This is a genomic window from Ensifer sp. GW101-20A05 (assembly GCF_059424735.1).
In genome coordinates this window covers 288,769-314,670 of sequence record NZ_JBWKZT010000002.1, presented here as the reverse complement: position 1 = coordinate 314,670, position 25,902 = coordinate 288,769, and the positions used below count along the sequence as shown (strand labels likewise).

Here is a 25,902-nt window from a genome sequence, read left to right as displayed (position 1 = left end):
CGGTTTGTTTCAAGGGTGTGTGTTACCCTTGCCATCGGGAGCGTCGTGGACCGCGCTGTGAACCCGTGCTAAGCCGCGGTTCTGGGAGTGCTTATGGTCAGAACGAAAAAATCGCCGGAAGTCCGATCGAACGAGCTGATCGATTGTGCCGAGCGGCTGTTCTTCCAACACGGCTACGAGAATACGACGGTCAACGACGTCATCCGTGAGGCCAATGTCTCCAAGGGCGCCTTCTACCACTATTTCGTTTCGAAAGAGGCGTTGCTGGAGGCGGTTGCCACTCGCCTGGCGCAGCGGAACCTGAAGGAGTTGCAGCCGCTTTTCGACGACCCGTCGCTTGATGCGGTCGGCCAGCTGAACGCGCTTTTCGCCGGCTCGCGGCGGCTGAAACTCGACATGGCGCCGCAGCTGAAGAACACCTTCAACGCGCTCTTCAAACCCGAGAATGTTGCCCTCTATCACCGCATCGACGAGGCCCTGCTGGCGGTGAGCCTACCCCTGGTCGCCGAGATGCTGCGGCGCGGGCATGAGGAGGGGACGCTCGATGCGCCCGATCCGGAAGCAGCAGCCTTGATGCTGCTGCAACTGCGCGTGAGCGTCGCCAAGGTGATGTACAAGGCGCTGCAACGTTACGAGGCCGGCGATCTCGATGGCGCGGCGGCGATGCTCGATGGCTGGATGCGAACCTACGGCACCGCGATCGAGCGCTTCCTGAAGCTTCCGGATGGCTCGATCGAGGTGACCGAGCCGGGCTTCGCCCGCACCTTCCTGGAGGCGTGAGCTGTCGCTGCGCTGCGACGTGTGCGTCTCTCAGCTCTTCTGCGCGGCACGCAAGGCGGAGGCCGGATAGCGCAGTGTCGGGTCGAAGGGGTTGAGCTTGCTGCTGATTGCCTGCGCCTCGGCCTTCAGGAGATCGGTGATGGTGCCGCTTCGCGTTTCCGTCAGGCGCGATGCCAGCGTGCCGATGCTTAAGGAAGCAACTGCGATGCCGTTGCGGTCGAGAACCGGCACGCCGAGACCAGCCATGCCCTCGATCATCTCGAAGTTCATCTGCGCGGCACCGATCCGCCTGACCTCCTCGATCTTGATGCGCAGATCCACCTCGTCGATCGCAGCCCGGTCCATGATGCGCGGCATGTTGAACTTGATGATCGCTTCCCGCTCCTCCTCCGGCAGGTGGGCGAGAATGGCGATACTGCCCTGGCCGATGCCGAGCGGCACCTTGCCGCCGATGTCGCCGGTAAAGGAGCGGATCGGGAAAGGCCCCTCGACCCGGTCGAGGCAGATCGCATCGAAATTGCTGCGCACCAGCAGGAAGACGGTGTCGTTGAAGGTGGCCGAGAGCCTGAGAAGCGATGGGCGGGCGATGTCGAGAATGCCTTCGCGCCTGCGCGCCTGCGACGCGATCGAGAAGAACTCCAACGACAGACGATAGGATTTTCCTTCCGGCATCTGCTCGACCAGCCCTTCGGCGATCAGGCTCTTCAGCAGCCGGTGCGCCGACGGCTGGGTGAGATTCAGCCTGCGCGCGAGATCGATCACGCGCACACCCTCTGTCGCGTTCTCCGCGAGATCTTTCAGGATGTGGATCGCCTTGGAAAGGCTGGAGCTACCTGCATTCTCTGATTCCGACATGCGCGCAAATCTCTCAAAATTCACATGACAAGATTCCGTATATCGGATTTTTCTAACAAAAAATTCCGAAATAGAAAATTGCATTTGTGTTTTTCATCAATTTCCTGGAGTTAATTCGCAAGCCTTTCTTGAGGGTGGATGCGCCACAACGTGGATAGCCGGGAGGCTATCCCGATCGCGAAATCGCGCCTTTGTCGTCGCGGTTGCGTCCGGCGGAAATCGCATCGCCTGAGATGAGGTTTGATGGTTGACGACGTGTCGTCGCCGCCGGGATCGCCGACAAGAAAAACGGGGCAGGCGATCCCTGGGGGCAGCGACCCACGGGAGAGTGAGCATGAGTTTCCTGAACCTCGAGAAGGTCTCCAAGTTCTATGGATCGGTTGCGGCCGTTCACGATTTCGATCTGGCGGTCGAAAAGGGCGAATTCATCTCGCTGCTCGGCCCTTCCGGTTGCGGCAAGACGACGACCCTGCAGATGATCACCGGGCTCGTGCGTCCCTCCGCCGGCACCATCACCATGGGCGGGCGCGACATCACCCACCTGCCGCCGCCGCAGCGCGAACTCGGCGTCGTCTTCCAGAGCTACGCGCTTTTCCCGCACATGACCGTCGCCCAGAACGTCTCCTTCGGCTTGGAGATGCGCAAGGTCGCGAAGGCGGAGCGCGACAGGCGCATCAAGGAAATCCTGGCACTCGTCCATCTCTCGGCCCTTGCCGATCGCTACCCGCGCGAGATGTCCGGCGGTCAGCGCCAGCGCGTCGCGATCGCCCGTGCGCTCGTCATCAATCCGCCGGTGCTCTTGCTCGACGAGCCGCTGTCGAACCTCGACGCGCAGCTTCGCGAAGAGATGCAGTTCGAGCTTCGCCGCATCCAGCAGACCGTCGGCATCACCACGATCATGGTGACCCATGACCAGGCGGAAGCGTTGTCGATCAGCGACCGCGTCGTGGTCATGGAAAAGGGGCGCATCACCCAGGTCGATACGCCCTACGAGCTCTACGAGCATCCGCGCAACGACTTCATCTCGTCCTTCGTCGGCAAGTCCAATTTCCTGCGCGCGACTGCGGCCTTCAACGGCAAGGGCGCGTCGATCAGCATCGACAACACGCCGATCCGCTTCAACACCGATCGTCGCGAGCCGGATGGCAAGGTCTCGGTCTTCATCCGTCCGGAAAAGCTGCGGCTGACGGAACCGACTGAAGGCCAGATCCAGGGCAAGGTGACGACGCGCTATTTCATGGGCAGCCAATGGCTGGTCAGCGCCGAGACGTCGGCGGGCGTTCTCGCGGTTGCGGTCCCCAATCTCGGCGCGCCGCCGCCCATGGAAGGCGAAACCGTCGGGCTCGCCTGGCAGAACGCCGATTGTCGTGTGCTGGCCGGAGCGGCGAACTGATGAGCGCCGCCACGTCCGCCATCAAGCCGCGCCTGCTCGCGCCGCTGGCACTCTCCGGGCCGACGACCCTGTTCTTCGTCGGCCTCGTCCTCTTGCCGCTGCTCTTGACGGTCATTCTTTCCTTCAACAGCTACGACTATACGGCCGGCATAAAGAGCGACTTCACCTTCGCCAACTACCTGACGGTGCTGCAGGACGAATACTATCTTTCGACCTTCTGGCGCACGCTGCGTCTGGCGCTGCTGACGACGGTCATCACCGTGCTGATCGGCGTGCCGGAGGCCTATATTCTCTCGAACATGCGCAAGCCCTGGCGGTCGATCTTCCTCCTGGTGATCATTGGTCCGCTACTCGTTTCAGTGGTGGTGCGCACCTTCGGCTGGAGCATGCTGCTCGGCAAGAACGGCTTCGTGAACAGCGCACTTGCCATTGTTGGCGTCGACCCGGTCCAGCTTCTCTACACCGAGACGGCGATCGTCATCGGCCTCGTGCACATCATGCTGCCGTTCATGGTGATCCCGGTCTGGACGGTTCTGCAGAAACTCGATCCGACGGTCGAGGCGGCAGCGCTCACCCTCGGCGCCTCGCGCTTCACGGCCCTTCGCCGCATCGTCTTCCCGCAGGCGGCACTCGGCATCCTCTCGGGCAGCCTGATCGTCTTTGCGCTGTCGGCAAGTTCCTTTGCTATTCCCGGCCTGCTCGGCGGCCGGCGGCTGAAAATGGCGGCGACGCTCGTCTACGACGAGTTCCTGATCGAGCTCAACTGGCCGCTCGGCGCGACCATCGCGATCATCGTCCTCGTCGCCAATCTCGTGATCATGCTTGCCTATAACCGCCTCATCGAGCGGCAGGCGAAGCGCAAGCTGGGTTGAAGCCATGCAGAGGAACGGCCCCATTGCTCTCGTTTTCCATAGCCTCGTCGTCGTCTTCATGTTGGCGCCGATGGTTGTGGTCTGCCTGGTCGCCTTTACGCCGGAGAACACGCTGACGATGCCCTGGAACGGGCTCTCGCTGCGCTGGTTCGAGGCGGTCTTCCATCACGCCGACTTCATGTCATCCTTCGGCAACAGCGTCCGGCTGGCACTGCTTTCGGCGACCATCTCCACCGTGTTTGCGGTGCCGGCGGCGCTGGCGATCACCCGCTACGAGTTCCGCGGCCGCGAGGCGCTGAATGCCTTGTTCCTGTCGCCGCTGATCATCCCTCACCTGGTTCTCGGCGTTGCCTTCCTGCGTCTCTTCTCGCTGATGGGCATGGGCGGATCCTTCGGCTGGCTGGTCGCCACCCATGCGATCGTCGTCACCCCCTATACGCTGCGGCTGATCCTCGCGTCGCTGACCAGTATGGACCGCAATGCCGAGAATGCGGCGCGCACGCTGGGTGCCGCCGAATGGACGGTGTTTCGCCGGATCACCATGCCGCTCATGCTGCCGGGCATCAGCGGCGGCTGGCTGCTCGCCTTCATCAACAGCTTCGACGAGTTGACGATGTCGATCTTCGTGACCTCGCCGTCGACCGTGACGCTGCCAGTGCGCATGTACATGTATGCCAGCGAATCCATCGACCCGATGATGGCGGCCGTTTCGACGCTGATGATCGCGCTTGCCACCGTCACCATGATCATTCTCGATCGCCTGTTCGGTCTCGATCGGCTGCTGGTGGGCAAGGGCTGAGATCCGATGTCGATGCATGCACAATTCCGGCGGCGCTACCGCCTGGACGAGACACCTGTGCCCTTCACGCTGAACGGCGCGGCGGAAAGCGGGCGACGCGGCGACACGGTGCTGACGGCGATCCTCTCCGTCAGTGGCCGTCTGCGTCAGAGCGAATTCACCGGAGAGGACCGGGCCGGTTTCTGCCTGATCGGCGCCTGCCAGGATTGCTACGTGATGTTGGCGAATGGCAGCCGGGTCAGGGCCTGCAGCACGGCGTTGCAGCCGGGCATGGCTTTTATCACCGATCTCGGCGCCATGGCGGAGGTCGCCCATGAGTGAGCCGTTGCAGCCGGTTATCGTCGGTGCAGGCCCCGCTGGCATTCGTGCTGCCGAGCGCCTCGTCCGCGCCGGCCTCAGGCCGATCGTGCTCGACGAAGGCCAGCGCGCCGGCGGCCAGATCTATCGCCGTCCGCTGATCGACGACGGGCGCTCCTACCAGAGCCGCTATGGTTCGGAAGCCGGCAGGGCGAAGAAACTGCACGAGACCTTCGAGGCGCTGCTGCCCGAAATTGACTATCAGCCCGAAACGCTCGTCTGGAATATTTCGGCACCCGAACGTCGCAACCAGCTCGATATTCTCTCAGGCGGTGTCCACCGGCAGATCGGCTTCTCGCAGTTGATCCTCTGCACCGGCGCGACCGATCGCGTGCTGCCGTTCCCAGGGTGGACGACGCCAGGTGTCTATACGCTCGGCGCATCGCAGACCGCATTGAAGGCCCAAGGCTGCACGATCGGCGATCGCGTCGTCTTCATGGGGTCCGGGCCGCTGCTCTATCTCGTTGCCTGGCAATACATGAAGGCCGGTGCGCGAGTACAAGCGGTGCTCGATACTGCACCCCTCGCGTCGAAACGCCACCTGCTTTCGCTTGCCGTTCATGCACCGCGCATTGTCGCGCTCGGTCTCTTCTACGGGCTGCAGCTCCAGCTTGCCGGCGTGAAGATCCGCTGTGGCGTCAGGCCCGAGGCGGTTCTCGGCAAGGGCCGCGTCGAAGGTCTGCGTTTCCGTCGACGGACGCTCAAGGGCGATGTCGTCGAGACGATTGCCTGCGACGCGCTCGCCTACGGCTTTGCGCTCCGGCCGGAAACCCAGCTTGCCGATCTTGCCGGCTGCCGCTTCCGCTTCAACGAGCGCGACCGCGTCTGGCTGCCGGAGCGCGACACCATGGGGCGCACGAGCCGGCCGGACGTCTATGTTGCCGGCGACGGCAGCGGCATTGCCGGTGCGGATGCAGCGGAAATCTCTGGCGAGCTCGCGGCTGCCGCCCTGCTTCAGGACATGGGTCAAAGATCGGCGGATACGACCCGCCTGGTGGCCGCGCGTGACGCGATCCTGCGTCAGCGCGACATCCTCGAACGCGCATTTCCCTTCCCGGACGATTGGTTCGAGACCGTACCGGAGGAGACGATGCTCTGCCGTTGCGAGGAGATCACCATCGCCGAAGGGCGCCGCTCTATTGCGAATGGGTCCGTCACCGAGATCAACCGCCTGAAGGCGTTGAGCCGCGTTGGCATGGGCCGTTGCCAGGGGCGGATGTGCTCTGCTGCTACGGCCGAGCTCCTGAGTGCTGCATGCGGCACCTCCGCCGGCGCGGTCGGCCGTCTACGCGCCCAGGCGCCGGTCAAGCCGATCCCGCTCGGTTTCGGCGCTGGTGTCGAAACGGAGACCCGCTCATGAGCCGGCGCATCTCCGTCGACGTCGCGATCATCGGCGGCGGGCTGGTCGGCAGCTCCGCAGCCCTCGCCATGCGCAAGGCCGGGCTCTCTGTCGCGCTGCTCGACAAAGGTTATTGCGGCGCCCAGGCAAGCGGGGTGAACTATGGCGGCGTGCGCCGGCAGGGTCGCCCTCCGGAGCAATTGCCGCTTTCGCAGCGGTCGCACCGCATCTGGCCGCAACTGAAGGCAATGATCGGCATCGATGCCGAATATGTCCGCTCCGGCCATCTGAAGCTTGCCCGCACCGAGAAGGATTTCGCCAAGCTCGAAGCCTATGCCGAGACCGTGAGGGACTACGGCCTCGGCCTCGAACTCGTCGCCGGATCAGCGTTGACTGAGCGGTTTCCCTGGCTTTCGGCGAAGGCGGTCGGCGCTTCGCTCTGCCCCGATGACGGCCATGCCAATCCGCGGCTGGTGGCACCCGCCTTTGCAAGGGCGGCCGAACGTGCCGGTGTCACCGTGCTTGAGCAGACACCGGTGCGCGAGGTCACAACGACGGGCAACGGCTTTGCCATTCTTGCCGGCGACGGTATCGAGATCCTTTGCCGGCAGCTGGTCAACAGCGCCGGCGCCTGGTCCGATCGCTTTGCCGCCCAGTTCGGAGAGATTGTGCCGCTGACGCGGATCTATCCATCGATGGTGGTCACCGAGCCTTTGCCGCTGCGGCTGCCTGTCAGCATGGGCGAGCAGGGCGGCAGCTTCTATGGCCGGCAGGTGGCCCGTGGCAATTACGTCATGGGCGGCGGCCGCGGCCTGCCACTGGGCGATCCGGACTATTCGCGCCCGTCGGTGACTGCTGCGTCCTCGGTGATGCAACGCGCAATCGCGCTCTTTCCGCATCTGGCGCACGCCCAGGTCATTCGTTTCTGGTCCGGCACCGAGGCGGAGATGCCCGACGGCAACCCGGTGATCGGCCCGAGCGAAACGACATCTGGCCTTTTCCACGCCTTCGGCTTCTGCGGCGCTGGGTTCCAGACCGCGCCCGCCGTCGGCGAGGTGCTCGCAGAGCTCGTCACCGACGGCCACAGCACCACGCCCATCGACGCCTTTTCCATTGGCCGCTTCCGCAAGGTGGCGGTCGAAACTGCAGCCTCGTTGTAAACAGAAAGGGGAATACCATGATCGACCAACGGCTTACCAAAACCACGGCCCTCGCATTGCTGGCCTTTGTCCTGCAGCAGAATGCCGCGTCGGCGGAAACCAAGACGCTCTATATCGGCATGAACGGCGGCAACTTCGAGCGTGCCTATACCGAACACGTTCTGCCGCCCTTCGAGAAGGCGAACGACGTCAAGGTCGTCGTCGTGCCCGGCACCTCCGCCGATATCCTCGCTAAGGCGACGGCCGCCAAGGACAATCCGCAGATGCATGTCATGCTGCTCGACGACGGCGTGATGGTGCGCGCCATCGGCGGCGGCCTCTGCCAGAAAATAGCCGCCGATCCGGTGCTCGACCAGATCCAGCCGTCCGCGCGCCTGAAAGACGACATGGCGATCGGCGTCGACATGGGCATGACCGGGCTTGCCTACAACAAGAAGCTCTTCGACGAGAAGGGTTGGCCGGCGCCGACCTCATGGATGGACATGGCCGATCCGAAGTTCGAAAACGCCGTCGTCTTCCAATCGGCTTCCGCATCGAGCTTCGGCCTGCACGCCTTCCTGATGTTCAACCGCATCCAGGGCGGTGACGAGACCAATGTCGAGCCCGGCTTCGAGAAGTTCTCCGATACGATCGGCAAGAACGTCATCGAGTTCATCCCGAGTTCGGCCAAGATCTCCGAGATGGTGCAGACGGGCGAGGCGGCGATCTTCCCGCTGACGCCGACGGCCGTCAACAATCTGAAGGACAAGGGTATTCCGGTCGAATACGCCCAGCCCAAGGAAGGCTCCGTGGTGCTCGCCGTCACCGAATGCGTGATCGCCAACAACAGCGAGCCGGAACTCAGCCAGAAGCTCGCCCACTACCTGCTTTCGGCCGAGGCGCAGAGCCTGGCGCTCGACAACGGCAACATCATCCCGTCGAACATCAATGCCAAGGCTGGTACGGATGCGGCGAACGCGAAGCTTGCGACCTTCAAGACCAACATGCAGACCGCCAAGGTTCTCGATTGGGATGCAATTAACCAGAACCGGCAGGAATGGAACAAGCGCTGGAACCGCATGATCGAAAGGTAAGCATTAGCTAACCTTTGTTCGCGCATGCACACGCCCTCGTGGAAGCCACGGGGGCGTTGCTGCGTTCAGGCAAGGCGCGCGTCAGAGTGCGCCGTCGATGGGACGGCTGTTGCGTTCGCCCTTGCTCGTCGACGACGGAAAGAGCTGTGAGCCAAAGGCCCCTTGGCTGCTGATATCGGGAAAGCTGACATCGGCGATCTCGAAATCGGGCATCAGCGCCAGCATCGGCAGGATGCGCTCGAAGACCGCGCCGCCGAGCGGCGTTGCGTTCCAACCCGAGGTGCGGAAACCATAGGTTTCCGGCAGGCCCTTCGGCTCATCGAGCAAGGTGAGCAGGAGATAACGCGGGTTATCCACCGGGACGATGCCCATGAAGGACGTGATGTTGAGTTCCTTGGAGTAACGGCCGCCGACGACCTTCTCGGCCGTGCCGGTCTTGCCGCCGATGAAATAGCCTTTGACCTCGGCCCGTTTCGCCGAGCCGGTCTTGGCATTGAGCCGCAGCAGATAACGCAGCGCCTCGCCGGTCTCCGGCTTGATCAGGTCGCGGGCCAGCAGGCGATTTTCGAGCGGTGCGCCCTTGATCAGCGTCGGCCTTATGAGACGGCCGCCATTGACGAGCGCCGCAACTGCGATACTCGCCTGCAGCGGCGTGACGGCGATACCGTGACCGTAGGAGGCGGTTGCCGTATCGATCTCGCCCCAACGCCGCGGCAATTGCGGATGGGCGCTTTCCGGCAGTTCGGTCGTCAGCCGCGACATCTGCCCGAACCGCGTCAGGAACGTCCGCAGATTTTCCGGACCAACGGCAATCGCCATCTTCGCCATCGAAATATTGGAGGAGTAGATGAAGGCTTCGGGCAGCGTCAGCGGCCGATACTGGCCGCGATAGTCGTTGATGCGGAAACGGCCGAAGGCGAGCGGCCTGCTCGCGTCGATGACGGAGCGAAGGGTGAACTGGCCCGAGTCGAGCGCCATCGCCGTCGTCAGCGCCTTGAAGGTCGAGCCCATCTCGAAGGTGGCGGCGGCGATGCGGTTGATGCGATCGGGCTTCAGCGCATCGACAGGCAGATTCGGGTCGAAATCGGGATAGGAAACGAGCGCCAGGATCTCGCCATTGGTGACATCAAGCACCAGCCCGGCGCCCGCCTTGGCGCTGAACTTGGCGATCGCCTTGCGCAGCTCGGTCTCGAGCGCGTGCTGGATGCGGATGTCGAGCGTGACACTCACCGGCTCGAGATTGCGGTGGGAGAGATCCATGCCGCTTTGGCGCAGGACCTCCAGACCCTGTCCCTCGATCCATCTCTCGATACCGGCAATGCCGATATTGTCGATGTCGACGGTGCCGAGCACATGGGCGGCGAGCGATCCGTTGGGATAAAAGCGCTGCTTCTCGCGCTGGAAGCCGATAGCGGGAATGCCGGCGTTCCAGACGGCCTGTTCCTCCGCCGGCGTTACCTGACGCTTGATCCAGGCAAAGGCTGCGCCGCTCTTCAGCCGTCGGTAGAGATCGCGCCCGTCGATGTCAGGGAAGATCGCGGTCAGCTTCTCGACGGCCTCGTCGACATCGACGATCAGCCGTGGTTCGGCATAAAGCCCGGAACTCGGCACATCGATTGCCAGCAGATTGCCGTTCCGGTCGAGGATCGACGGGCGGCCAAGGCTCGGCGGCGGCGGTATGTAGCCGGTCCGCTCATAGTCCGCGACGCCAAGCTGGACGAGGCGCGCGAGCATGAGGCCGAAGACCAGCGCGAAGGCGCCGATGACAAAGAGGAGCCGGCCACGACGATCCGGGCGGGACTGAACCTGACGTACCATATCAATAGAGCCCGTTGCCGTTGGTGAGCAGCTTTTCACGCAGTTCCGGGGAGAGGTCTGGGTCGGCGGTGGCCGACGTGCTCGCCGTTTCGAAACCGTCGATGACGGCGCACCCGCTCATGCAGGGGGCCGTCCCTGGCTTGAAGGATTCGACAATGGCCCCGGGCGTGCCCTCGGGCACAGGCTGGCCGCTCTTCCTGTCGATCGCCTCCAGCATCATGCCTGGTGGCGCGTGGAAATCGGCCGCCGGACGCCCTTGAAGGGCTATCTTCATGAAATCGATGAAGATGGGTGCGGCGAGACCGCCGCCGGTTTCACCATAGCCCATCGGCTTCGGCGTGTCGTAGCCAAGGAAAACGCCGGTGACGATGTTCGGGGTGAAGCCGACGAACCAGACGTCCTTTTCGTCATTGGTGGTTCCGGTCTTGCCGGCGATCGGCACGCCGAGCGAGCCGACATTCCTGGCGGTGCCGCGCTCCACGACACCGCGCAGCATCGAGGTCACCTGATAGGCGGTCATCGGGTCGAGCACATAGTCGCGATCGTCGACCGGCACAGGCTCTTCCTGGCCGGTCCAGTCGGCGCCGTTGCAATCGTCGCAGCGGCGCTGGTCGTGGCGAAAGATCGTGCGGCCGTAGCGATCCTGGATGCGGTCGACCATCGAGGGCGTGACCGCCTTGCCGCCATTGGCGATGACCGCATAAGCGGAGACCAGCCGCAACAGCGTCGTCTCGCCGGCGCCGAGCGACATCGGCAGATAGGGTTTGAGCTCGTCATAGATGCCGAAGCGCTTGCCGTAATCTGCCACGAGATCCATGCCGAGATGCCGGGCGAGACGCACGGTCATCAGGTTGCGACTGTTTTCCAGCCCGACGCGCAAGGTGGAAGGACCGCTGAAGCGCCCGTCGTAGTTCTTCGGCTTCCATGTCCTGCCGGCACCGTCGGCAAGGGCGATCGGCGCATCCATCACCAGCGTCGTCGGCGCATAGCCGTTGTCGAGAGCGGCGGCATAGACGAAGGGCTTGAAGGATGAGCCGGGCTGGCGATAGGCCTGCGTCGCGCGGTTGAATTCCGACTGTACGTAGGAAAAGCCGCCGGCGACTGCGAGCACGCGACCGGTGTTCGGATCCATGGAAACGAGAGCGCCCTGAACGAGCGGCGGCTGCCGCAGGACATAGCCGTCCTCCTGCTTCTCCACATAGACGACATCGCCGGGCGTCAGAACGCCATCGATGCCTGCGGCACAGTTGTGCTTTCCCTTGGCCGAGCGGCAGAGCGCCCAGGTGGCGCCTTTCCGGTCAAGGCCTATGGTCTCTGCCGGGGTGATCCCGTTTGACGCCGTGGACTCCGGGCGGAGACCGATTTCCGCGTCGGCCTTCCCGGCGGCGAGCACCACGCCCAGCCGCCATTCCGGCACGTCGGAAAGCGGCCGGAGCTTGGCGAGCGCCGAAGGCCAGTCCTTGATCGAGGATATTCTGGCGACCGGGCCGCGGTAGCCTTTCGCCTGGTCATAGGCGACGAGGCCCTTGCGTAACGCTTTCATCGCAGCTTCCTGCAGCCGCGGATCGAGCGTGGTGCGCACCGAAAAGCCGGCGGTGTAGAGTGCAGCCTCGCCATACTGGGTGTTGAGCTGGCGGCGGACTTCTTCGGTGAAGTAGTCGGCAGCGGCGACGGCGGGCGATGGCGTGCGCCGATCGACGCCGAGAGGAGCTGCCGCCGCCTGGGCAGCCGCCGCTGCGTCGACAAAGCCGTTCTGGCGCATCTGGTCGATGACCCAGTTGCGGCGCCCCATTGCGCGCTCCGCCTGGCGATCGGGATTGTAATTGTTGGGCGCCTTCGGGAGGGCGGCGAGGAAGGCGGCCTCAGAAACCGAGAGCTCGCTCACCGGCTTGTCGAAATAGGTGAGCGCCGCCTGTGCCACGCCATAGGCGCCGCGCCCGAGATAGATGTCGTTGAGATAGAGTTCGAGAATACGGTCCTTGGAATAGGTCTGGTCGATCCGCAGCGAAAGGATCGCTTCGCGCAGCTTCCGCTCCACCGTCCGGTCGGAAGACAGGAGAAAATTCTTGGCGATCTGCTGCGTGATCGTCGAGCCGCCGATCATGCGACGGCCGGAACCGTAATTGGCGAGATTGGACAGAAGTGCCGTGCCGATGCTCGCAACGTCGATCCCGGGATGGGCGTAGAAATTCTTGTCCTCGGCCGAAAGGAATGCCTGGCGGATGCGGGCGGGGATCGCGCCGATCGGCAGGAACAGCCGGCGTTCGCGCGCGAGTTCTCCGACCATCGTGCCGTCGCCGGCATAGAGGCGGGTGGTGACTGCCGGTTCCCAGTTCGCGAGCGTGCGGTGATCGGGCAGGTTTCGCGTCAACGCTGCGACGACCGTGGCCGCCGCGAGTGCGACGACGGTTACGAGATTGAGGGATGTACCAAGCAGGTTTGCGATGAACTTCATAAGGGCGGAACGGACCTTTGGGATAATAGATAGCCTGGCCGGCACGGATGTCCGTGCGGCTCGCGGCCTGTCTTGGAACGGCATTTGGCTTCGCCGGCATGCGTGATGTCGGCGGCGGAGACGATGCGAGCGGGCGCTATGGCGACTGCATGTCTCCTTAAATCGACATCGATTTGAGGACGAAGACATGCAGTTCTACAGCGACCTTTGCGCGTCTGCTAAGACGCGCGGCGCTGTAGGCGAAACGGCGCATGGGATCGATCCCCGTAAGCGGCGCAATCGGCCGCACCTTCCTGAGCTGATGCTGCCGAGCTACAGCCGCGTCAGCCGATGGAGTTCACCGTAAAGGGATTGTGCCGGAGCAACAAACCACGTTTATTTGCGAGACCCATTAGATGAGTTAGGGCATACATGGTCAGGCCATATCTTCCGCTCAATGCGCTGCGCGCCTTCGAGGCATCGGCGCGGCATTTGAGCTTCACCCGCGCGGCGATCGAACTCTGCGTAACGCAGGCTGCGGTGAGCCACCAGGTCAAACTGCTCGAAAGCCGGCTGAACGTCACCCTGTTCAAGCGATTGCCGCGCGGACTGATGATCACGGCTGAGGGCGAGGCGTTGTTGCCGGTCTTGCGGGATTCTTTCGATCGGATGGCGGATATGCTTGAGCGCTTCGAGGCCGGCCACATTCGCGAAGTGCTGATGATCGGCGCCGTCGGCACCTTTGCCGTCGGCTGGCTGTTGCCGCGGCTTGCCGACTTCCAGGCCAAATACCCGTTCATCGATGTCCGCCTTTCGACCAACAACAACCGGGTCGACATGGCCGCGGAAGGCCTGGATTTCGCCATCCGCTTCGGCGGCGGCTCCTGGCATAATATCGAGGCGACGCGGCTCTTCGAGGCGCCGCTTTCCGTGCTCTGCATTCCCGAGATCGCCGATCGGCTGAAGACGCCCGCCGATCTCCTGAACGAAACGCTGCTCAGGTCCTACCGGGCCGACGAATGGGTGAACTGGTTCGAAGCGGCCGGCATTGCCTATCCGGCGCCGCTGCTGAAGGGCATCGTCTTCGATAGTTCGCTGGCGATGATGGAGGCTGCAGCCCAGGGGATTGGCGTGGCACTCGCGCCCCCACTGATGTTCTCGCGGTTGCTGTCGAACGGCACGATCCGACAGCCTTTCGACGTCCACACCTCGATGGGTAGCTACTGGCTGACGCGGCTGAAATCACGTCCGGTCACGCCGGCGATGCAGGCGTTCAGCGAATGGCTGGCTGCTGCGGCGGCTCAGCAGGCAGCGGCCTTGCCACCGCCTCCGGCACAGGAAGCGCTCGCCGGCTGAAACGGAAGATCTTTTCCTTGAGGAGTAGACTCGGGGTTCCGCCTCGCGGCGCAGCGCGCACGTGCTTGATGCAGCCATAAGGCCAAATAATTCTAATGTCTGCCCTGAATTCTTGTGATGCCCGTTTGTGCCCAACCAAGGCGCCGCCCTTGCCGGCATTAACGGGAAGAGGCAGCCCGCTCGCGTCTTGCTCAGCCATCCTTTGCCGTCGAATATTCATACACTGTGCGGCCGGTTTGCGGGTCGACGCCGGCGAGGCTGACTTCGTAGCCCCAGAGGTGGCGCACATGACGCAATGTCGCGTTACGGCTGCCCTCTTCGAGCACGATGCCGCTCTTGATGTTGTGCTGCAATCGAAGGTGCCGGTCCCCCAGCAGATCGACGTCCATCACCTGAATATCAGGCTGGTTGGCGGCGACGTCGTAGCTGTTGGAAAGCGCCGAGCGAACGGCCGAATAGCCGCGTTCGTTGTGGATCGACGCGACCTCGACAAAACGCTCGGAAGCGCGGTCCGCGAGGTGGAACAGCCGGAATTTGCGCATCACGGCCGGGCTCAGATACTGCAGAATGAAGGATTCGTCGCGGTGGTTGGCCCAGGCATCGCGCAGCGTCTCCATCCAGTCACCGTTGCCGGCAAAGGACGGAAACCAGTCGCGGTCCTCGGCCGTCGGCTCGGTGGCGATCCGCTGGATGTCCTGCATCATTGCAAAGCCGAGCGCATAGGGGTTGATGCCGGGATAGCGCCGGTCGTCGAAATCCGGCTGGAAGACGACGTTGGAGTGGCTCTGCAAGAGTTCCAGCATGTGGCCCTCGCCAATCCGGCCCTGGTCGTAGAGCCGGTTGATGATGGTGTAGTGGACGAAGGTCGCGCAGCCCTCGTTCATCACCTTCGTCTGCCGCTGCGGGTAGAAATATTGCGCGATGACCCGAACGATCCGGAGCAATTCCCGCTGCCACGGCTCCAGGATCAGGCTGTGTTTCTCGAGAAAATAGAGCAGGTTCTCTTCCGGCAGGTTGAGCACCTTCTTGCGCTCGGAAGCGTCTCGCTCGGCTTCGGCCGGGTCGTGGCTCTCGGCCGTCTGCGGCAGCGTTCGCCAGAGATCGCTATAGGTCTGTTCCTCATATTCCAGCCGTTCCCGCGCCCGTTCCCGAACCTTTTCGGAGGAGAGCCGCGGCGGCCGGCGATAGCGGAAGACGCCCTGGTCCATCAGCGCATGGGCCGAATCGAGGATCGCCTCGACGGCGGCGGTGCCGTGCCGCTCCTCGCATTTGGTCACGTACTTCTTGGCGAAATCCATGTAGCTCAGGATCGCGCCGGCATCGGTCCACTGGCGGAAGAGGTAGTTGTTCTTGAAAAAATGATTGTGGCCGAACGCGGCATGCGCCGTGACCAGCGCCTGCATCGCCATCGTGTTTTCTTCCATGAGATAGGTAATGCAGGGATTGGAATTGATCACCAGCTCATAGGCGAGGCCGCGGTGCCCCTTGCGATAGTGGTGCTCCTCATAGGCGAAGCGCTTGCCGAAGGACCAATGCTGGTACATGAGCGGCATGCCGACCGAGGAATAGGCGTCGAGCATCTGCTCGGAGGTGATGATCTCCAGCTGGTTCGGGTAGACGCTGAGGCCCATTTCCTCAAGCGCGACTTGCTCGATCGCGTCATAGGCACGCGAAAGGGTCGTGAAGTTCCAGTCCGAGCCCTGGAACAGGAGGCCTGAAGTCGCACGTCGAGCCATCCGGTCGTCCCCTCATTTCCGGGTGCGTGTGGCCGGCTGCCGGGCAAAGAGCCTGCGGAAGACCGGGTAGATATCGGCGGGCTTGGCGATGCGCGTCATCTGGAAATTCGACTTCTCGCCATCCACCGTGCGATAGGCGCGCCAGAGCGCGGTGCCGTTGTCCGTCGATCCGAAGATTTCCGTCTCTCGCTCGTCGATGATCTCGACATAGGCGTAGTACTGGCAGAGCTTCGTCAGCTTCTCCCGGAGCAGCGCTGCGCAATGCTCGCTGTCGCCGATGATGTTGTCGCCGTCGGAGGCCTGCGCGGCATAGATGTTCCAGATCTGCGAGGGGTAGCGGTCCGCGATGATCCTGATCATCTCCTCGAGCGCGGTCGAGACGATCGTGCCGCCGCTCTGGGTGCTGTAGAAGAACGTCTCCTCGTCGACCTCGCGGGCCTCGTCCGTGTGGCGGATGAAGACGATGTCGATCCGTTCGTAGCGCCGCTTCAGGAACAGGTGCAGAAGCACGAAGAAGCGCTTGGCGAGATCCTTTTCGCGTTCGCCCATGGAGGCCGAGACATCCATCAGGCAGAACATCACCGCATTGGCGTTCGGCAGCGGCTGCTGTTCGAAGCGGTTGAAGCGGATGTCGACCGGGTCGACATAGGGAATGCGCCGCCGCTTGCGCTCGATCCTCTCCAGTTCGCTGCGAAGCTCGCTGAGCCTCTGGCGGTCCTTCGGTGAAATCTCCGGCGCCGCCTCCAGCCGCGCGATCTCCTCGGAAAGGACGGTCAGTTCCTTTTCCTTGGGCCGATGCAGCGCCATGCGCCGGCCGAAGCTGTTGCGCATCGTCCGCCCGACATTGATGTTGGTCGGCGTGCCGGCGGTGGCAAAGCCTGCGCGACGCGGTTTGAACGTCACAGTTTCCTTGAGGCTGAGCTTGACCATGTCGGGCAATTCCAGATCCTCAAAGAAGAGATCCAGCACCTCTTCGCGCGACAGGATGAACTGGAAGTCGTCTTCGCTTTCTCCGGTCCCGGGGCGGCCCTTGCCGCCTCCACCCCCACCCGCTTCCGGCTTCGGCAGGCGGTCGCCGGCCGAAAACTGCTTGTTGCCGGGAAGCACATAGTTACGTTCGCCGCTCCCGCGGGCCGGCTGGAATGTCGGCTCACTGGCACCGTCGGTCGGCATCGGTACGCCGTGCGCAGCATCGACGTCGATGATCCTGTCGGATTTGACTTGTTCCTTGATGACCCGCTTGAGTTCCTCGCGGGCCCGTTTCAGAAAACGCTGTCGGTTGCCGAGGCTCTTATCCTTCGGATTGAGCCGCCGGTCGATGAAATTCGGCATATACCAATCCCCTGCTTCGGCATCGTCAGCCCGCCTTGTTGACCCGCATGTACCAATCGACCAGCCGCCGGACCTGACGCTCGGTATAGCCGCGTTCGGTCATGCGCTGGACGAATTCGGCATGCTGCTTCTCGGAGGCGCTGTCCTTCTTCGAGCCGAAGCTGATGACCGGCAGCAGGTCTTCGACCTGGCCGAACATGCGCTTCTCGATCACGTCGCGAAGCTTCTCGTAGCTCGTCCAGGAGGGGTTGCGCCCATGGTTCTTGGCGCGGGCGCGCAGGGTGAACTTTACAACCTCGTTGCGGAAGTCCTTGGGGTTGGCAATGCCGGCCGGCTTTTCGATCTGCGACAGCTCGCTGTCGAGGATCTCCCGGTTGAGGATCTGCCCAGTGTCGGGATCCTTGAAGTCCTGGTCTTCCAGCCAGGCGTCGGCATAGGCGATGTAACGGTCGAAGAGGTTCTGACCGTATTCGCTGTAGGATTCGAGATAGGCCTTCTGGATTTCGTGGCCGATGAATTCGGCGTAGCGCGAGGCAAGCTCGGACTTGATGAAATCGAGATAGCTCGCCTCGGTCTCCTTCGGGAACTGTTCGCGGCGGATCGCCTGTTCCAGGATATACATGAGGTGCACGGGATCGGCCGCGACCTCCTTGGTGTCGTAGTTGAAGGTCTCGGACAACACCTTGAAGGCAAAGCGGGTGCTGATGCCGGTCATACCCTCGTCGACGCCGGCGGCGTCGCGATATTCCTGAACGGACTTCGCCTTGGGATCGGTGTCCTTCAGGTTCTCGCCATCATAGACCCGCATCTTGGTATAGAGCGGTGAGTTCTCGTGGCGGGCAAGCCGGGTCGAGACGGTAAAGCGGCTGAGGCTTTCCAGCACTTCCGGCGCGCAGGGGCTCTTGGTGAGCTCGCTTTCGCGCAGCAGCTTCTCGTAGATCTGCCGCTCCTCGGTGACACGCAGGCAGTAGGGCACCTTGACGACCAGGATGCGGTCGAGGAAGGCCTCGTTGTTCTTGTTGTTCTTGAATTGCAGCCATTCCGATTCGTTGGAATGCGCAACGACGATGCCCTGGTAGGGGAACCCTCCGAAGCTTTCAGTGCCGTTGTAGTTGCCTTCCTGGGTCGCCGTCAGCAAGGGATGCAGGACCTTGATCGGTGCCTTGAACATTTCGACGAACTCGAGCAGCCCCTGCGTCGTGCGGTTGAGGCCGCCGCTGTAGGAATAGGCGTCGGGGTCGGCCTGGCTGTAGTTTTCAAGCTGGCGGATGTCCACCTTGCCGACCAGCGAGGAAACGTCCTGGTTGTTCTCGTCGCCGGGTTCTGTCTTCGCGATCGCCACTTGGCGCAGCCGCGATGGCATCAGCTTGACCACACTGAACTTGGAGATATCGCCGTCGACTTCGTCGAGCCGCTTCGTCGCCCAGGGCGAAATCAGACCGGTCAGACGGCGCCTGCCGATCCCGTATTTGTCTTCCAGCAAGTCGGCCATGCGGTCGGGGTGAAAGAGGCCGAGGGGGGATTCGAAGACGGGGCTGACCTTGCCGCCGACTGCCAGCGTGTAGATCGGCTGCAGCTCCATCAGTTTCTTCAGCCGCTCGGCGAGTGACGACTTGCCGCCGCCGACCGGTCCGAGCAGGTAGAGGATCTGTTTGCGCTCCTCGAGCCCCTGGGCAGCGTAGCGGAAGTAACCGACGATCCGCTCGATCGTGTCTTCCATGCCGTAGAAATCGGCGAAGGATGGATAGATCTTGACGGTACGGTTTGAAAAGATGCGGCCGAGACGCTCGTCCGCGCTGGTATCGATCAGGGTTGGATTACCGATGGCAGTGACCATCCGCTCTTGCGCGGTGGCATACATGCTTTTGTCGTCGCGACATGCGAGGAGGTATTCTTGAAGGCTGATTTCTTCTTGCGCTGCACTGGTATAGATCTCCGAGAAGAGATCAAAAACGTCGCATTCGCTCTTTTGCATCATGCTCTCCCGCGGCCGCTGGCTGAGACGGGGATCGCTGCTTATCGGCTCGCTCATTCGAATAAACGGCGTCCCATGCGCAATGTTCCCTCAGAGTACTCGCTTTCTGGTGATTCTCGAAGGGGTTGTTTCGATGAATGAAAAATCGTGACTGCGACATCACAAAATCCTGATCGGACCGGTGGTGGTGGGGCAAGAAGGTCGGCACGATCGACCTTCGCGAAGCCTGAAAGCCGTGCTTGCCGCCCGCGCACGAAGAGTTGGTTTCCTCAACCGCTGACTGGCGTGCCGAGGTGGTGGGAGAGGAAGGCCAGAACCGCCTCCCGCATGGTCAGCGTTTCGACGTGGCCGATGCCGGGCTCTGCAACCAAGAATAAGTTGCGCTCGGCGCCAGCCGCCCGATAGGCGGCGCGCGTTGCGGCATGGGCCCGCTCCACCGCTTGTGGCGGCGTCAGCGGATCGTCGAGCCCCACACAGATCAATTGTGGCCGCGGGGCAACGAGCCCGGCGATTTCGCCAGTCGAGGTCTCCGCGAGCAGACCGGGGATCGTGAGATAATGGCCGTGCAGATCGTGAGCGCCGGTTGCGACGAGCGTGGCGAAATCCGCATAGCAGCAGAGGTGGGCGATTGCCGCGATCCGGGGGTCGAGCGCAGCCAGGAAGTAGGAAAGGGTGGCGCCCATCGAGATCCCGGTCATGCCGATGCGCGCGGGGTCGACGTCGTTACGCATTGAAAGCCAAGTGAGCGCTGCCTGCTGCTCGGAAAGCATCTGGCCGAAAAGGGTTCCGCCATACCAGAGGGCAGCCTTTGTCGCGGCGCTCTCTCTTACGATCGAGCGCTCTCCGAACGTCGGCATGTCGATGCACAGGGTAACGAAGCCGTGCTCCGCGAGAACGGGCCCGGGCGGGCTGAGCAGTGCCGGCCGGCCATCAAGCAGTTCGTTCGCACCGATCTCGTAGCGTCCGCCATGGGCATGGGCGTAGAGGATCGCTGGTCGAGGCCCGTCGTTGACGGGTGGTCGTGTCAGAAAGCCGCGGATTTCAGCGCCGTTGCGAGGTGTGCGAAAGCTCAGCCTCTCGACGATGTAAGAACCACGATCCTCCATCACGCAGACATCCAGGAACAGTTCCGTATCAGCGAGACCGAGAAGCGTGCGCAGGCGCTCGGCGGAGAAGGACATTGGTGGCGCCTAGCGAACGAGCCAGCCGCCATCGACCGGCAGCACCGTTCCGGTGACATAGCCGGAGGCGGGTGCTGCGAAGAAGAGCACGGCGGTCGCGAGATCGTCGGGCGTGCCCCAGCGCCCCATCGGAATGCGGGCGGAGATCTGGGCGTTGCGATCGGGGTCGTTGCGCAGCGCCTCGGTGTTGTCGGTCGCCATGTAGCCCGGGGCGATCGCATTGACGGTAATCCCGCACGGCGCAAGCTCGTTGGCCATCGCCTTGGTGAGGCCGGCGATGCCGTGCTTCGAGGCGGCATAGGCCGGCACGCGAATGCCGCCCTGGAAGGTCAGCATCGAGGCGACATTGACGATCCGGCCGGCGCGTCCGGTCGAAACCATGTGTCTCGCTGCGGCCTGCGACAGCAGAAAGGCCGCCTTCAGGTTGACGTCGAGCACGCTGTCCCAGTCGTCCTCGGAATAGTCGAGCAGGTCGGCGCGGCGAATGATGCCGGCATTGTTGACGAGGATGTCGATGCCGCCGAGGGCAGCCACGACGTCGCCGATCGCCGACGCCGCGTCGAAAGGCCTGGAGAGATCGACGGTCAGTTCGTGAAAGCGAACACCCGCCTCTCGTACCAGCACTGCCGTCTCCGGCATGGGCGTCGAACCGAGGGCGGCGATATCGGCGCCGGCCCGCGCCAACGCCAGAGCCATGCCCTGGCCGAGGCCGGTACGGGCGCCGGTGACGAGGGCGGTCTTGCCTGTGAGGTCAAACAGCGCGTTCAAGGCGAAGCCCCTTGTCGTTGAAGAGATGTATGGGGGCAGCCGCGAGCGACAGCCTGATTTCCGATCCCGGTGCCAGGTCATGCTGACCGGGGGCGACGACCAGGATCTTCTGGCCGGCGACATCGGCATGCAGCACGGTTTCGGAACCGAGCGCCTCGACGAGGCGGATCTTGGCGGGAATGCCGCTTTCACCGGTATCAAGCGTGATGTGCTGCGGCCGGACGCCGAGCGTGATGGGCGAGCCGGCTGCAGCTGCTGCGTCGGCGATCGGAACCTGCAGCCGGTGGCCGCCCTTCAGCGTTGCGACCGCCGAACCCGTGCCGGCCGCTTCCAGCGTGCCTTCGAGGAAATTCATGTGCGGCGAGCCGATGAAACCGGCGACGAAGCGGTTGGCCGGCTTGTTATAGAGTTCGAGCGGCGTGCCGATCTGCTCGATGCGGCCGGCGCGCAGGACGACGATGCGGTCGGCGAGCGTCATCGCCTCTACCTGGTCGTGTGTCACATAGATCATCGTTGCCGACAGCCGGGCGTGAAGGGCCGCAAGCTCGGCGCGGGTGGAGCCGCGCAGTTCAGCGTCGAGGTTCGACAGCGGCTCGTCGAGCAGGAAGGCAACGGGGCGGCGCACGATCGCGCGGCCGATCGCGACGCGCTGGCGCTGGCCACCCGAAAGCTGCCCGGGCCGGCGCTCGAGATAGGGCTCGATCTCCAGCATGCGCGCGGCTTCCCCAATACGCTCGGCGATCTCCGTCTTCGGCATGCGGGTGTTTTCGAGGCCGAAGGCGAGGTTCTGGCGCACGCTCATATGCGGATAGAGCGCGTAGGACTGGAAGACCATGGCGAGGCCGCGGTCGGCGGCCGGCACGTCATTGACCACCTTGCCGTCGATCGCGAGTTCTCCGCCGGTCGGCTTTTCCAGCCCGGCGATCATGCGCAGCAGCGTGGACTTGCCGCAGCCGGAGGGGCCGACGAAGACGACGAGCTCGCCGTCCTTGATATCCAGGTTGATGCCATGAAGCACGTCGACGGCGCCGAACGACTTGGTCACATTGGTAAGCTTGATGTGGCCCATGGGTGCCCCCTTATTTCAGTCCGGTGCCGGCAATGCCGGTGGTGATGAAGCGTTGCAGGAAGATGAAGACCAGGACGACCGGGATCATGGTCACGACCGTCATGGCGAGAATGAAATGCCACTGCACGTTCAGCTCGCCGGAATAGATGCTTAAGCCCACCTGCAGCGTATAAAGCTCCTTGCGGGAGAGCACGATCAGCGGCCAGAGGAAGTCGTTCCAACGCCAGACGACGGAGAAGATCGCAAGCACAGCGAGCGCCGGTGCCGTCAGCGGCAGGATGATGCGCCAGTAGATCTGCCACTCCGATGCCTTGTCCATGCGCGCGGCGTCGATCAGCTCGTCGGGGATGGTCAGCATGTATTGGCGCAGGATGAAGACGCCGGTCGGCGTCGCGACCGTCGGCAGGATCACCCCCCAGAGATTGTTGAAGAGGCCAAGCGCCGAGACGATCGAATAGAGCGGCACCATGATCACCGAGAGCGGCACCATCAGGGTGGCGAGGATCAAGAGCATCGCGAAGGTGCGGCCGCGAAACTCGTATTTGCTGAGCGCGAAGGCGGCCATCGAATTGACGATGAGCGTAATCACCGTCGCCGTCACCGTGACGAAAACGGAGTTCCAGAGATAGCGGACGAAATCGAAATGGGTGAAGGGCTCGCTGTAGTTCGAGGTGGCGAAGGACATTGTGCGCACCGGCGTGCGCTCGGCGATGTTGACCTTGACGATCTCGGTCGGCTTCTCCGGCGCGACCATCTGGCTGACGATGCCGATGCGGCGAACCTCGGCGAGCACCTTCTTGCTGCCATCCGGCAGCGTCACCTCGTAGAGATCGAGCGGCTTGTCGTAACCTTCGACGGTCGCCTTCTGCGTTACATAGGGCATGATCGTCGGCGGGAATTCGGCAAGGGCTGCCGGCGACTTGAAGGAGGAGCCGACGAGCCAGACGGCCGGGCCGAACATGATGAAGAGACCGCCGATGAGCCAGACCCAGGTGACGATATCGGTCCAGTGCCAGCCATTGCGGCCGCGACGTCGAAAGATGAATTCGGCAAGACGGCTCATTTTCGGGCTCCCTTCTTCTCGCCTTTGCGGCCAAGGCCGAGCTGGACCAGGGTGAGGACAACCAGCACGGCGCCCATCAGGATCGAGGCGGCTGCGGCAAGGCCGGGATTGCGCAACTGCGTCGCGAAGCCGGTCTCGTAGATGTATTGCGTGATATAGAGTGTGCTGGTGCCTGGGCCCCCGCCGGTCAGCACGTAGATCTCGTCGAAGATCTGCACGGCGCGGATAAGCACGAGCACGATGACGACGAGCAGGTTGGGCATCAGCAGTGGCAAGGTGATGCGCCAGAAGGCGCGCGCCGGACGGGTGCCGTCCATCTCGGCCGCTTCATAGAGATCCTTCGGGATCGCCTGCAGGCCGGCAAGCAGGATCAGCGTGTAGAAGCCCATATGCGCCCAGATCGAAACGCCGACGGTTGCCGCAAAGGACCAGTTGCGATCATTGAGCCAAGTATGCGGCTCGAGGCCGAGGCTGTAGAGGCCGAAATTCAAGAGCCCCTGTCGCTGCAGGATCCACTTCCAGATGAGGCCGACGACCACGGGCGACAGGAGCACCGGGAAGAAGAACACCGCCCGCCAGAAGCTGCGCGCCATCAGGTCGCGGTTGAGGATCAGCGCCGTCACCAGCGAAAACAGGATCATCAGGGTGACCTGCAGCACCACGAACCAGGCAGTGTTGCCGACGGCGGTCCAGAAGGTGTCTTCCGCGCAGCTGTTCGGGTTGGTGTAATTCACGCAATCGAAGAGGCGCGCATATTGGTCGCCGCCTACGAAGCTTCGGTCGGGGAGGAAGAGGGCGGTTCCGCCGGTCATGGAATAGGCGAAGTTGATAAAGAACGGCAGCAGCACGAATATGCCGAAGATCAGCATGTTCGGCAGCAGGAAGAAGGTCGCCATGCCGCCGATGCCGAGCCGGCGCTGCACGAACCGCAGCGGCGCGTCGACGGCGCCCATCAGCAGTCGTACGGGCACCATGACCGCCTCGCCAAGGCGTGAGCCGCCTCCTCTTGGAACATCTGCCTTCATCGTTTGCTACCTCGCCACCGGTCGCGCTTTGTAGCGCAACGATCGTCGCCGGATTGTGATCTGCTGCCCGCAAGAGACGGGCAAGCGCTGCTTGCCGGATGTCAGCATTATGTAAGCTAATGCTTACTGGTGTGTCGGCGGCTGATCCGACGGCATGATACGTCACACCGTCGGAAACCGGGTATCGATCGCCCGGATCAGTTGCCGCTATCTTTCACCTTGGTGGCGATATCGCTATCGATGCGCGTGAACGCTTCGTCGACTGTCATCTCGCCGGCAGCAGCCTGGCTGACACGGGTGACGAGCGCGCCGTAGACGGCGTCGGACCAGAGCCAGCCGGGCAGCTTGCGCGCCTCGTCGGAGAGCGACTTGCTCGCCTCGACGAAGCCGTTGAGCGCCGCCTTTGCCTGGGGGTCGTCGGTCCTGAAGTCGAGCTCCTTGGCAAGCACGCCCTTATGCGCAGGCAGGAACAGGGTGCGCTCGGAGAACTCCTTCACGATCGGTTCGCTCGCGAGATAGTCCATCACCTTGGCCACTTCCTTCGGGTTCTTGGTGTATTTGACCGCCACCAGACCGGCGCCGCCGGTCATGCCGGTGCAGTTTGAGGGACCGCAGGGGCTGCCGGTCGCCACCCAGTCGAAGTTGGTGCCGATCTTCGTCGAGAAGTTCGGAACCTGCCAGGAACCGGAATAGTAGTAGACGAGCTGTCCGTTGATGAAGTCGTCGGCGGCGGCGCGATAGGTGGAGCCGGCGGCCGAAACCCAGACGTCCTTGCTCATCGTGCCGTCGGCAACCCAGCCGACGAAGGTCTTCAGGAAGTTCTTCGAGCCATCATCAAGCGGCGCCGGCTTGCCGTCGGCGCCGATATAGTTGCCGCCATAGGCAAGGTTCGGGCCGCTGAGGCGGTGACCGGAGCGGTCGAGCGCCATCGGGAAGGGAACCTGCTGGTTTTCTGCCACCTGCTTGGCTGCCTTCGCCCAGTCGTCCCAGGTCGCATCCTTGCCGGGGATCGCGACGCCCGCCTGGTCGAACAGCGTCTTGTTAGCAAAGCCGCCGGCAATCGTGATCTGGGTCATGAAACCAGAGATCTGGTTCGATCCGTCGGGGCGCATCCAGTCTGCCTGCCCGCCGAAATTCTCGTCCCAATAGGCGGCGTCGGCGACCAGCGGCCTAAGGTCGAGCCAGTGCTGGCTCTGGGCCTTGAGGTTGGTGACGCGAGCGATGTCGGGGCCGTTGCCGGCTTCGAGCTGCACCGGCAGCTGCTCCTTGACGACGCTGTAGGACACGTTGTCGAGGATCACGTTGATCCCGGGGTTCTCCTTCATGAAGCGGTCGAGCAGGTCCTTCAACACCTCGCCTTCGACGCCATCGGAGTACCACATGATGCGCACGTCGCCGGCCATTGCCGCCGTCGACGTCAGGAGCCCGACGGCGAGCGCCGCGAGCATCTTTCCGGTCTTCTTCATTGTCTTTCTCCTCCACTTATCTAGGCGAGCGTCCTCCCGCTCGTTTGGGGC

Annotated in this window: 21 protein-coding genes; 9 read left to right on the top strand and 12 right to left on the bottom strand. The window is 63.1% G+C overall.

The features are described from left to right. The first annotated feature begins 93 nt into the window (after positions 1-93). Entirely contained in the window at positions 94-780 is a 687-nt protein-coding gene (locus tag AC070A_RS06520; RefSeq protein WP_492383779.1) for a TetR/AcrR family transcriptional regulator, read from the top strand. A gap of 30 nt (positions 781-810) precedes the next feature. Here the strand turns inward: AC070A_RS06520 and AC070A_RS06515 are convergent, their stop codons facing one another. Continuing rightward, positions 811-1,635 carry an IclR family transcriptional regulator gene (locus AC070A_RS06515; protein ID WP_058322779.1) on the bottom strand — a complete coding sequence of 275 codons (825 nt, stop codon included), beginning with the start codon at positions 1,633-1,635 and terminating at the stop codon, positions 811-813. A 334-nt stretch (positions 1,636-1,969) separates the two neighbouring features. Between AC070A_RS06515 and AC070A_RS06510 the strand changes: the two genes are divergently transcribed. Genes AC070A_RS06510 through AC070A_RS06480 form a run of 7 tightly spaced genes read left to right on the top strand, consistent with a single transcriptional unit; the run spans position 1,970 to position 8,628 of the window. Further along, positions 1,970-3,028: an ABC transporter ATP-binding protein gene (locus AC070A_RS06510; protein WP_110880464.1), complete on the top strand. Its 1,059-nt coding sequence runs from the start codon at positions 1,970-1,972 to the stop codon at positions 3,026-3,028. Next, positions 3,028-3,900 carry an ABC transporter permease gene (locus tag AC070A_RS06505; protein ID WP_492383778.1) on the top strand — a complete coding sequence of 291 codons (873 nt, stop codon included), beginning with the start codon at positions 3,028-3,030 and terminating at the stop codon, positions 3,898-3,900. The genes AC070A_RS06510 and AC070A_RS06505 overlap by 1 nt, the downstream gene beginning before the upstream one ends. A 4-nt stretch (positions 3,901-3,904) precedes the next feature. After that, complete coding sequence (locus AC070A_RS06500; protein ID WP_057251943.1) at positions 3,905-4,699, top strand: ABC transporter permease; 795 nt, start codon at positions 3,905-3,907, stop codon at positions 4,697-4,699. Positions 4,700-4,705: 6 nt separating this feature from the next. Further along, a complete protein-coding gene (locus tag AC070A_RS06495; RefSeq protein ID WP_112996289.1) occupies positions 4,706-5,020 on the top strand; it encodes a (2Fe-2S)-binding protein in 315 nt (104 codons plus the stop codon). Then, positions 5,013-6,416 carry an FAD/NAD(P)-dependent oxidoreductase gene (locus tag AC070A_RS06490; RefSeq protein WP_112996288.1) on the top strand — a complete coding sequence of 468 codons (1,404 nt, stop codon included), beginning with the start codon at positions 5,013-5,015 and terminating at the stop codon, positions 6,414-6,416. Before AC070A_RS06495 ends, AC070A_RS06490 begins: the two co-directional genes overlap by 8 nt. Next, complete coding sequence (locus tag AC070A_RS06485; RefSeq protein ID WP_112996287.1) at positions 6,413-7,555, top strand: NAD(P)/FAD-dependent oxidoreductase; 1,143 nt, start codon at positions 6,413-6,415, stop codon at positions 7,553-7,555. Before AC070A_RS06490 ends, AC070A_RS06485 begins: the two co-directional genes overlap by 4 nt. A 17-nt stretch (positions 7,556-7,572) precedes the next feature. Beyond that, positions 7,573-8,628, top strand: coding sequence for an ABC transporter substrate-binding protein (locus AC070A_RS06480; RefSeq protein WP_112996286.1), 1,056 nt, complete (start codon positions 7,573-7,575; stop codon positions 8,626-8,628). 81 nt (positions 8,629-8,709) lie between these two features. Here AC070A_RS06480 and AC070A_RS06475 read toward each other — a convergent pair whose 3' ends face one another. Together AC070A_RS06475 and AC070A_RS06470 are read right to left on the bottom strand one after the other, a co-directional pair. Continuing rightward, positions 8,710-10,446: a peptidoglycan D,D-transpeptidase FtsI family protein gene (locus AC070A_RS06475; RefSeq protein ID WP_112996285.1), complete on the bottom strand. Its 1,737-nt coding sequence runs from the start codon at positions 10,444-10,446 to the stop codon at positions 8,710-8,712. A 1-nt stretch (position 10,447) separates the two neighbouring features. Then, the gene (locus AC070A_RS06470; RefSeq protein ID WP_112996284.1) at positions 10,448-12,901 is read right to left on the bottom strand and encodes a penicillin-binding protein 1A; all 2,454 of its coding nucleotides are present in this window, start codon (positions 12,899-12,901) and stop codon (positions 10,448-10,450) included. Positions 12,902-13,312: 411 nt separating this feature from the next. On the opposite strand from AC070A_RS06470, the gene AC070A_RS06465 reads away from it, so the two are divergent. After that, a complete protein-coding gene (locus tag AC070A_RS06465) occupies positions 13,313-14,236 on the top strand; it encodes a LysR family transcriptional regulator (protein ID WP_057251937.1) in 924 nt (307 codons plus the stop codon). A gap of 191 nt (positions 14,237-14,427) precedes the next feature. Here AC070A_RS06465 and AC070A_RS06460 read toward each other — a convergent pair whose 3' ends face one another. From AC070A_RS06460 to AC070A_RS06420, 9 genes are all read right to left on the bottom strand, one after another. Further along, the gene (locus AC070A_RS06460) at positions 14,428-15,972 is read right to left on the bottom strand and encodes a SpoVR family protein (RefSeq protein WP_057251936.1); all 1,545 of its coding nucleotides are present in this window, start codon (positions 15,970-15,972) and stop codon (positions 14,428-14,430) included. 12 nt (positions 15,973-15,984) lie between these two features. Further along, entirely contained in the window at positions 15,985-17,304 is a 1,320-nt protein-coding gene (locus tag AC070A_RS06455) for a YeaH/YhbH family protein (protein ID WP_112996283.1), read from the bottom strand. Positions 17,305-17,329: 25 nt separating this feature from the next. Beyond that, positions 17,330-19,279, bottom strand: coding sequence for a PrkA family serine protein kinase (locus AC070A_RS06450; protein WP_034798403.1), 1,950 nt, complete (start codon positions 19,277-19,279; stop codon positions 17,330-17,332). Between the two features lie 269 nt (positions 19,280-19,548). Next, on the bottom strand, positions 19,549-20,460 hold the full coding sequence (locus AC070A_RS06445) for an alpha/beta hydrolase family protein (protein WP_057251934.1): 912 nt from the start codon (positions 20,458-20,460) through the stop codon (positions 19,549-19,551). A gap of 9 nt (positions 20,461-20,469) precedes the next feature. Next, positions 20,470-21,228, bottom strand: a complete 759-nt coding sequence (kduD, locus tag AC070A_RS06440; RefSeq protein ID WP_057251933.1) for a 2-dehydro-3-deoxy-D-gluconate 5-dehydrogenase KduD — start codon at positions 21,226-21,228, stop codon at positions 20,470-20,472. Then, positions 21,212-22,297: an ABC transporter ATP-binding protein gene (locus AC070A_RS06435; RefSeq protein WP_057251932.1), complete on the bottom strand. Its 1,086-nt coding sequence runs from the start codon at positions 22,295-22,297 to the stop codon at positions 21,212-21,214. Before AC070A_RS06435 ends, kduD begins: the two co-directional genes overlap by 17 nt. 10 nt (positions 22,298-22,307) lie before the next feature. Next, positions 22,308-23,360, bottom strand: a complete 1,053-nt coding sequence (locus tag AC070A_RS06430; protein WP_057251931.1) for a carbohydrate ABC transporter permease — start codon at positions 23,358-23,360, stop codon at positions 22,308-22,310. After that, complete coding sequence (locus tag AC070A_RS06425; protein ID WP_057251930.1) at positions 23,357-24,385, bottom strand: carbohydrate ABC transporter permease; 1,029 nt, start codon at positions 24,383-24,385, stop codon at positions 23,357-23,359. The genes AC070A_RS06430 and AC070A_RS06425 overlap by 4 nt, the downstream gene beginning before the upstream one ends. A gap of 197 nt (positions 24,386-24,582) precedes the next feature. Next, positions 24,583-25,851 carry an ABC transporter substrate-binding protein gene (locus AC070A_RS06420; protein ID WP_112996282.1) on the bottom strand — a complete coding sequence of 423 codons (1,269 nt, stop codon included), beginning with the start codon at positions 25,849-25,851 and terminating at the stop codon, positions 24,583-24,585. Positions 25,852-25,902: the final 51 nt, after the last annotated feature.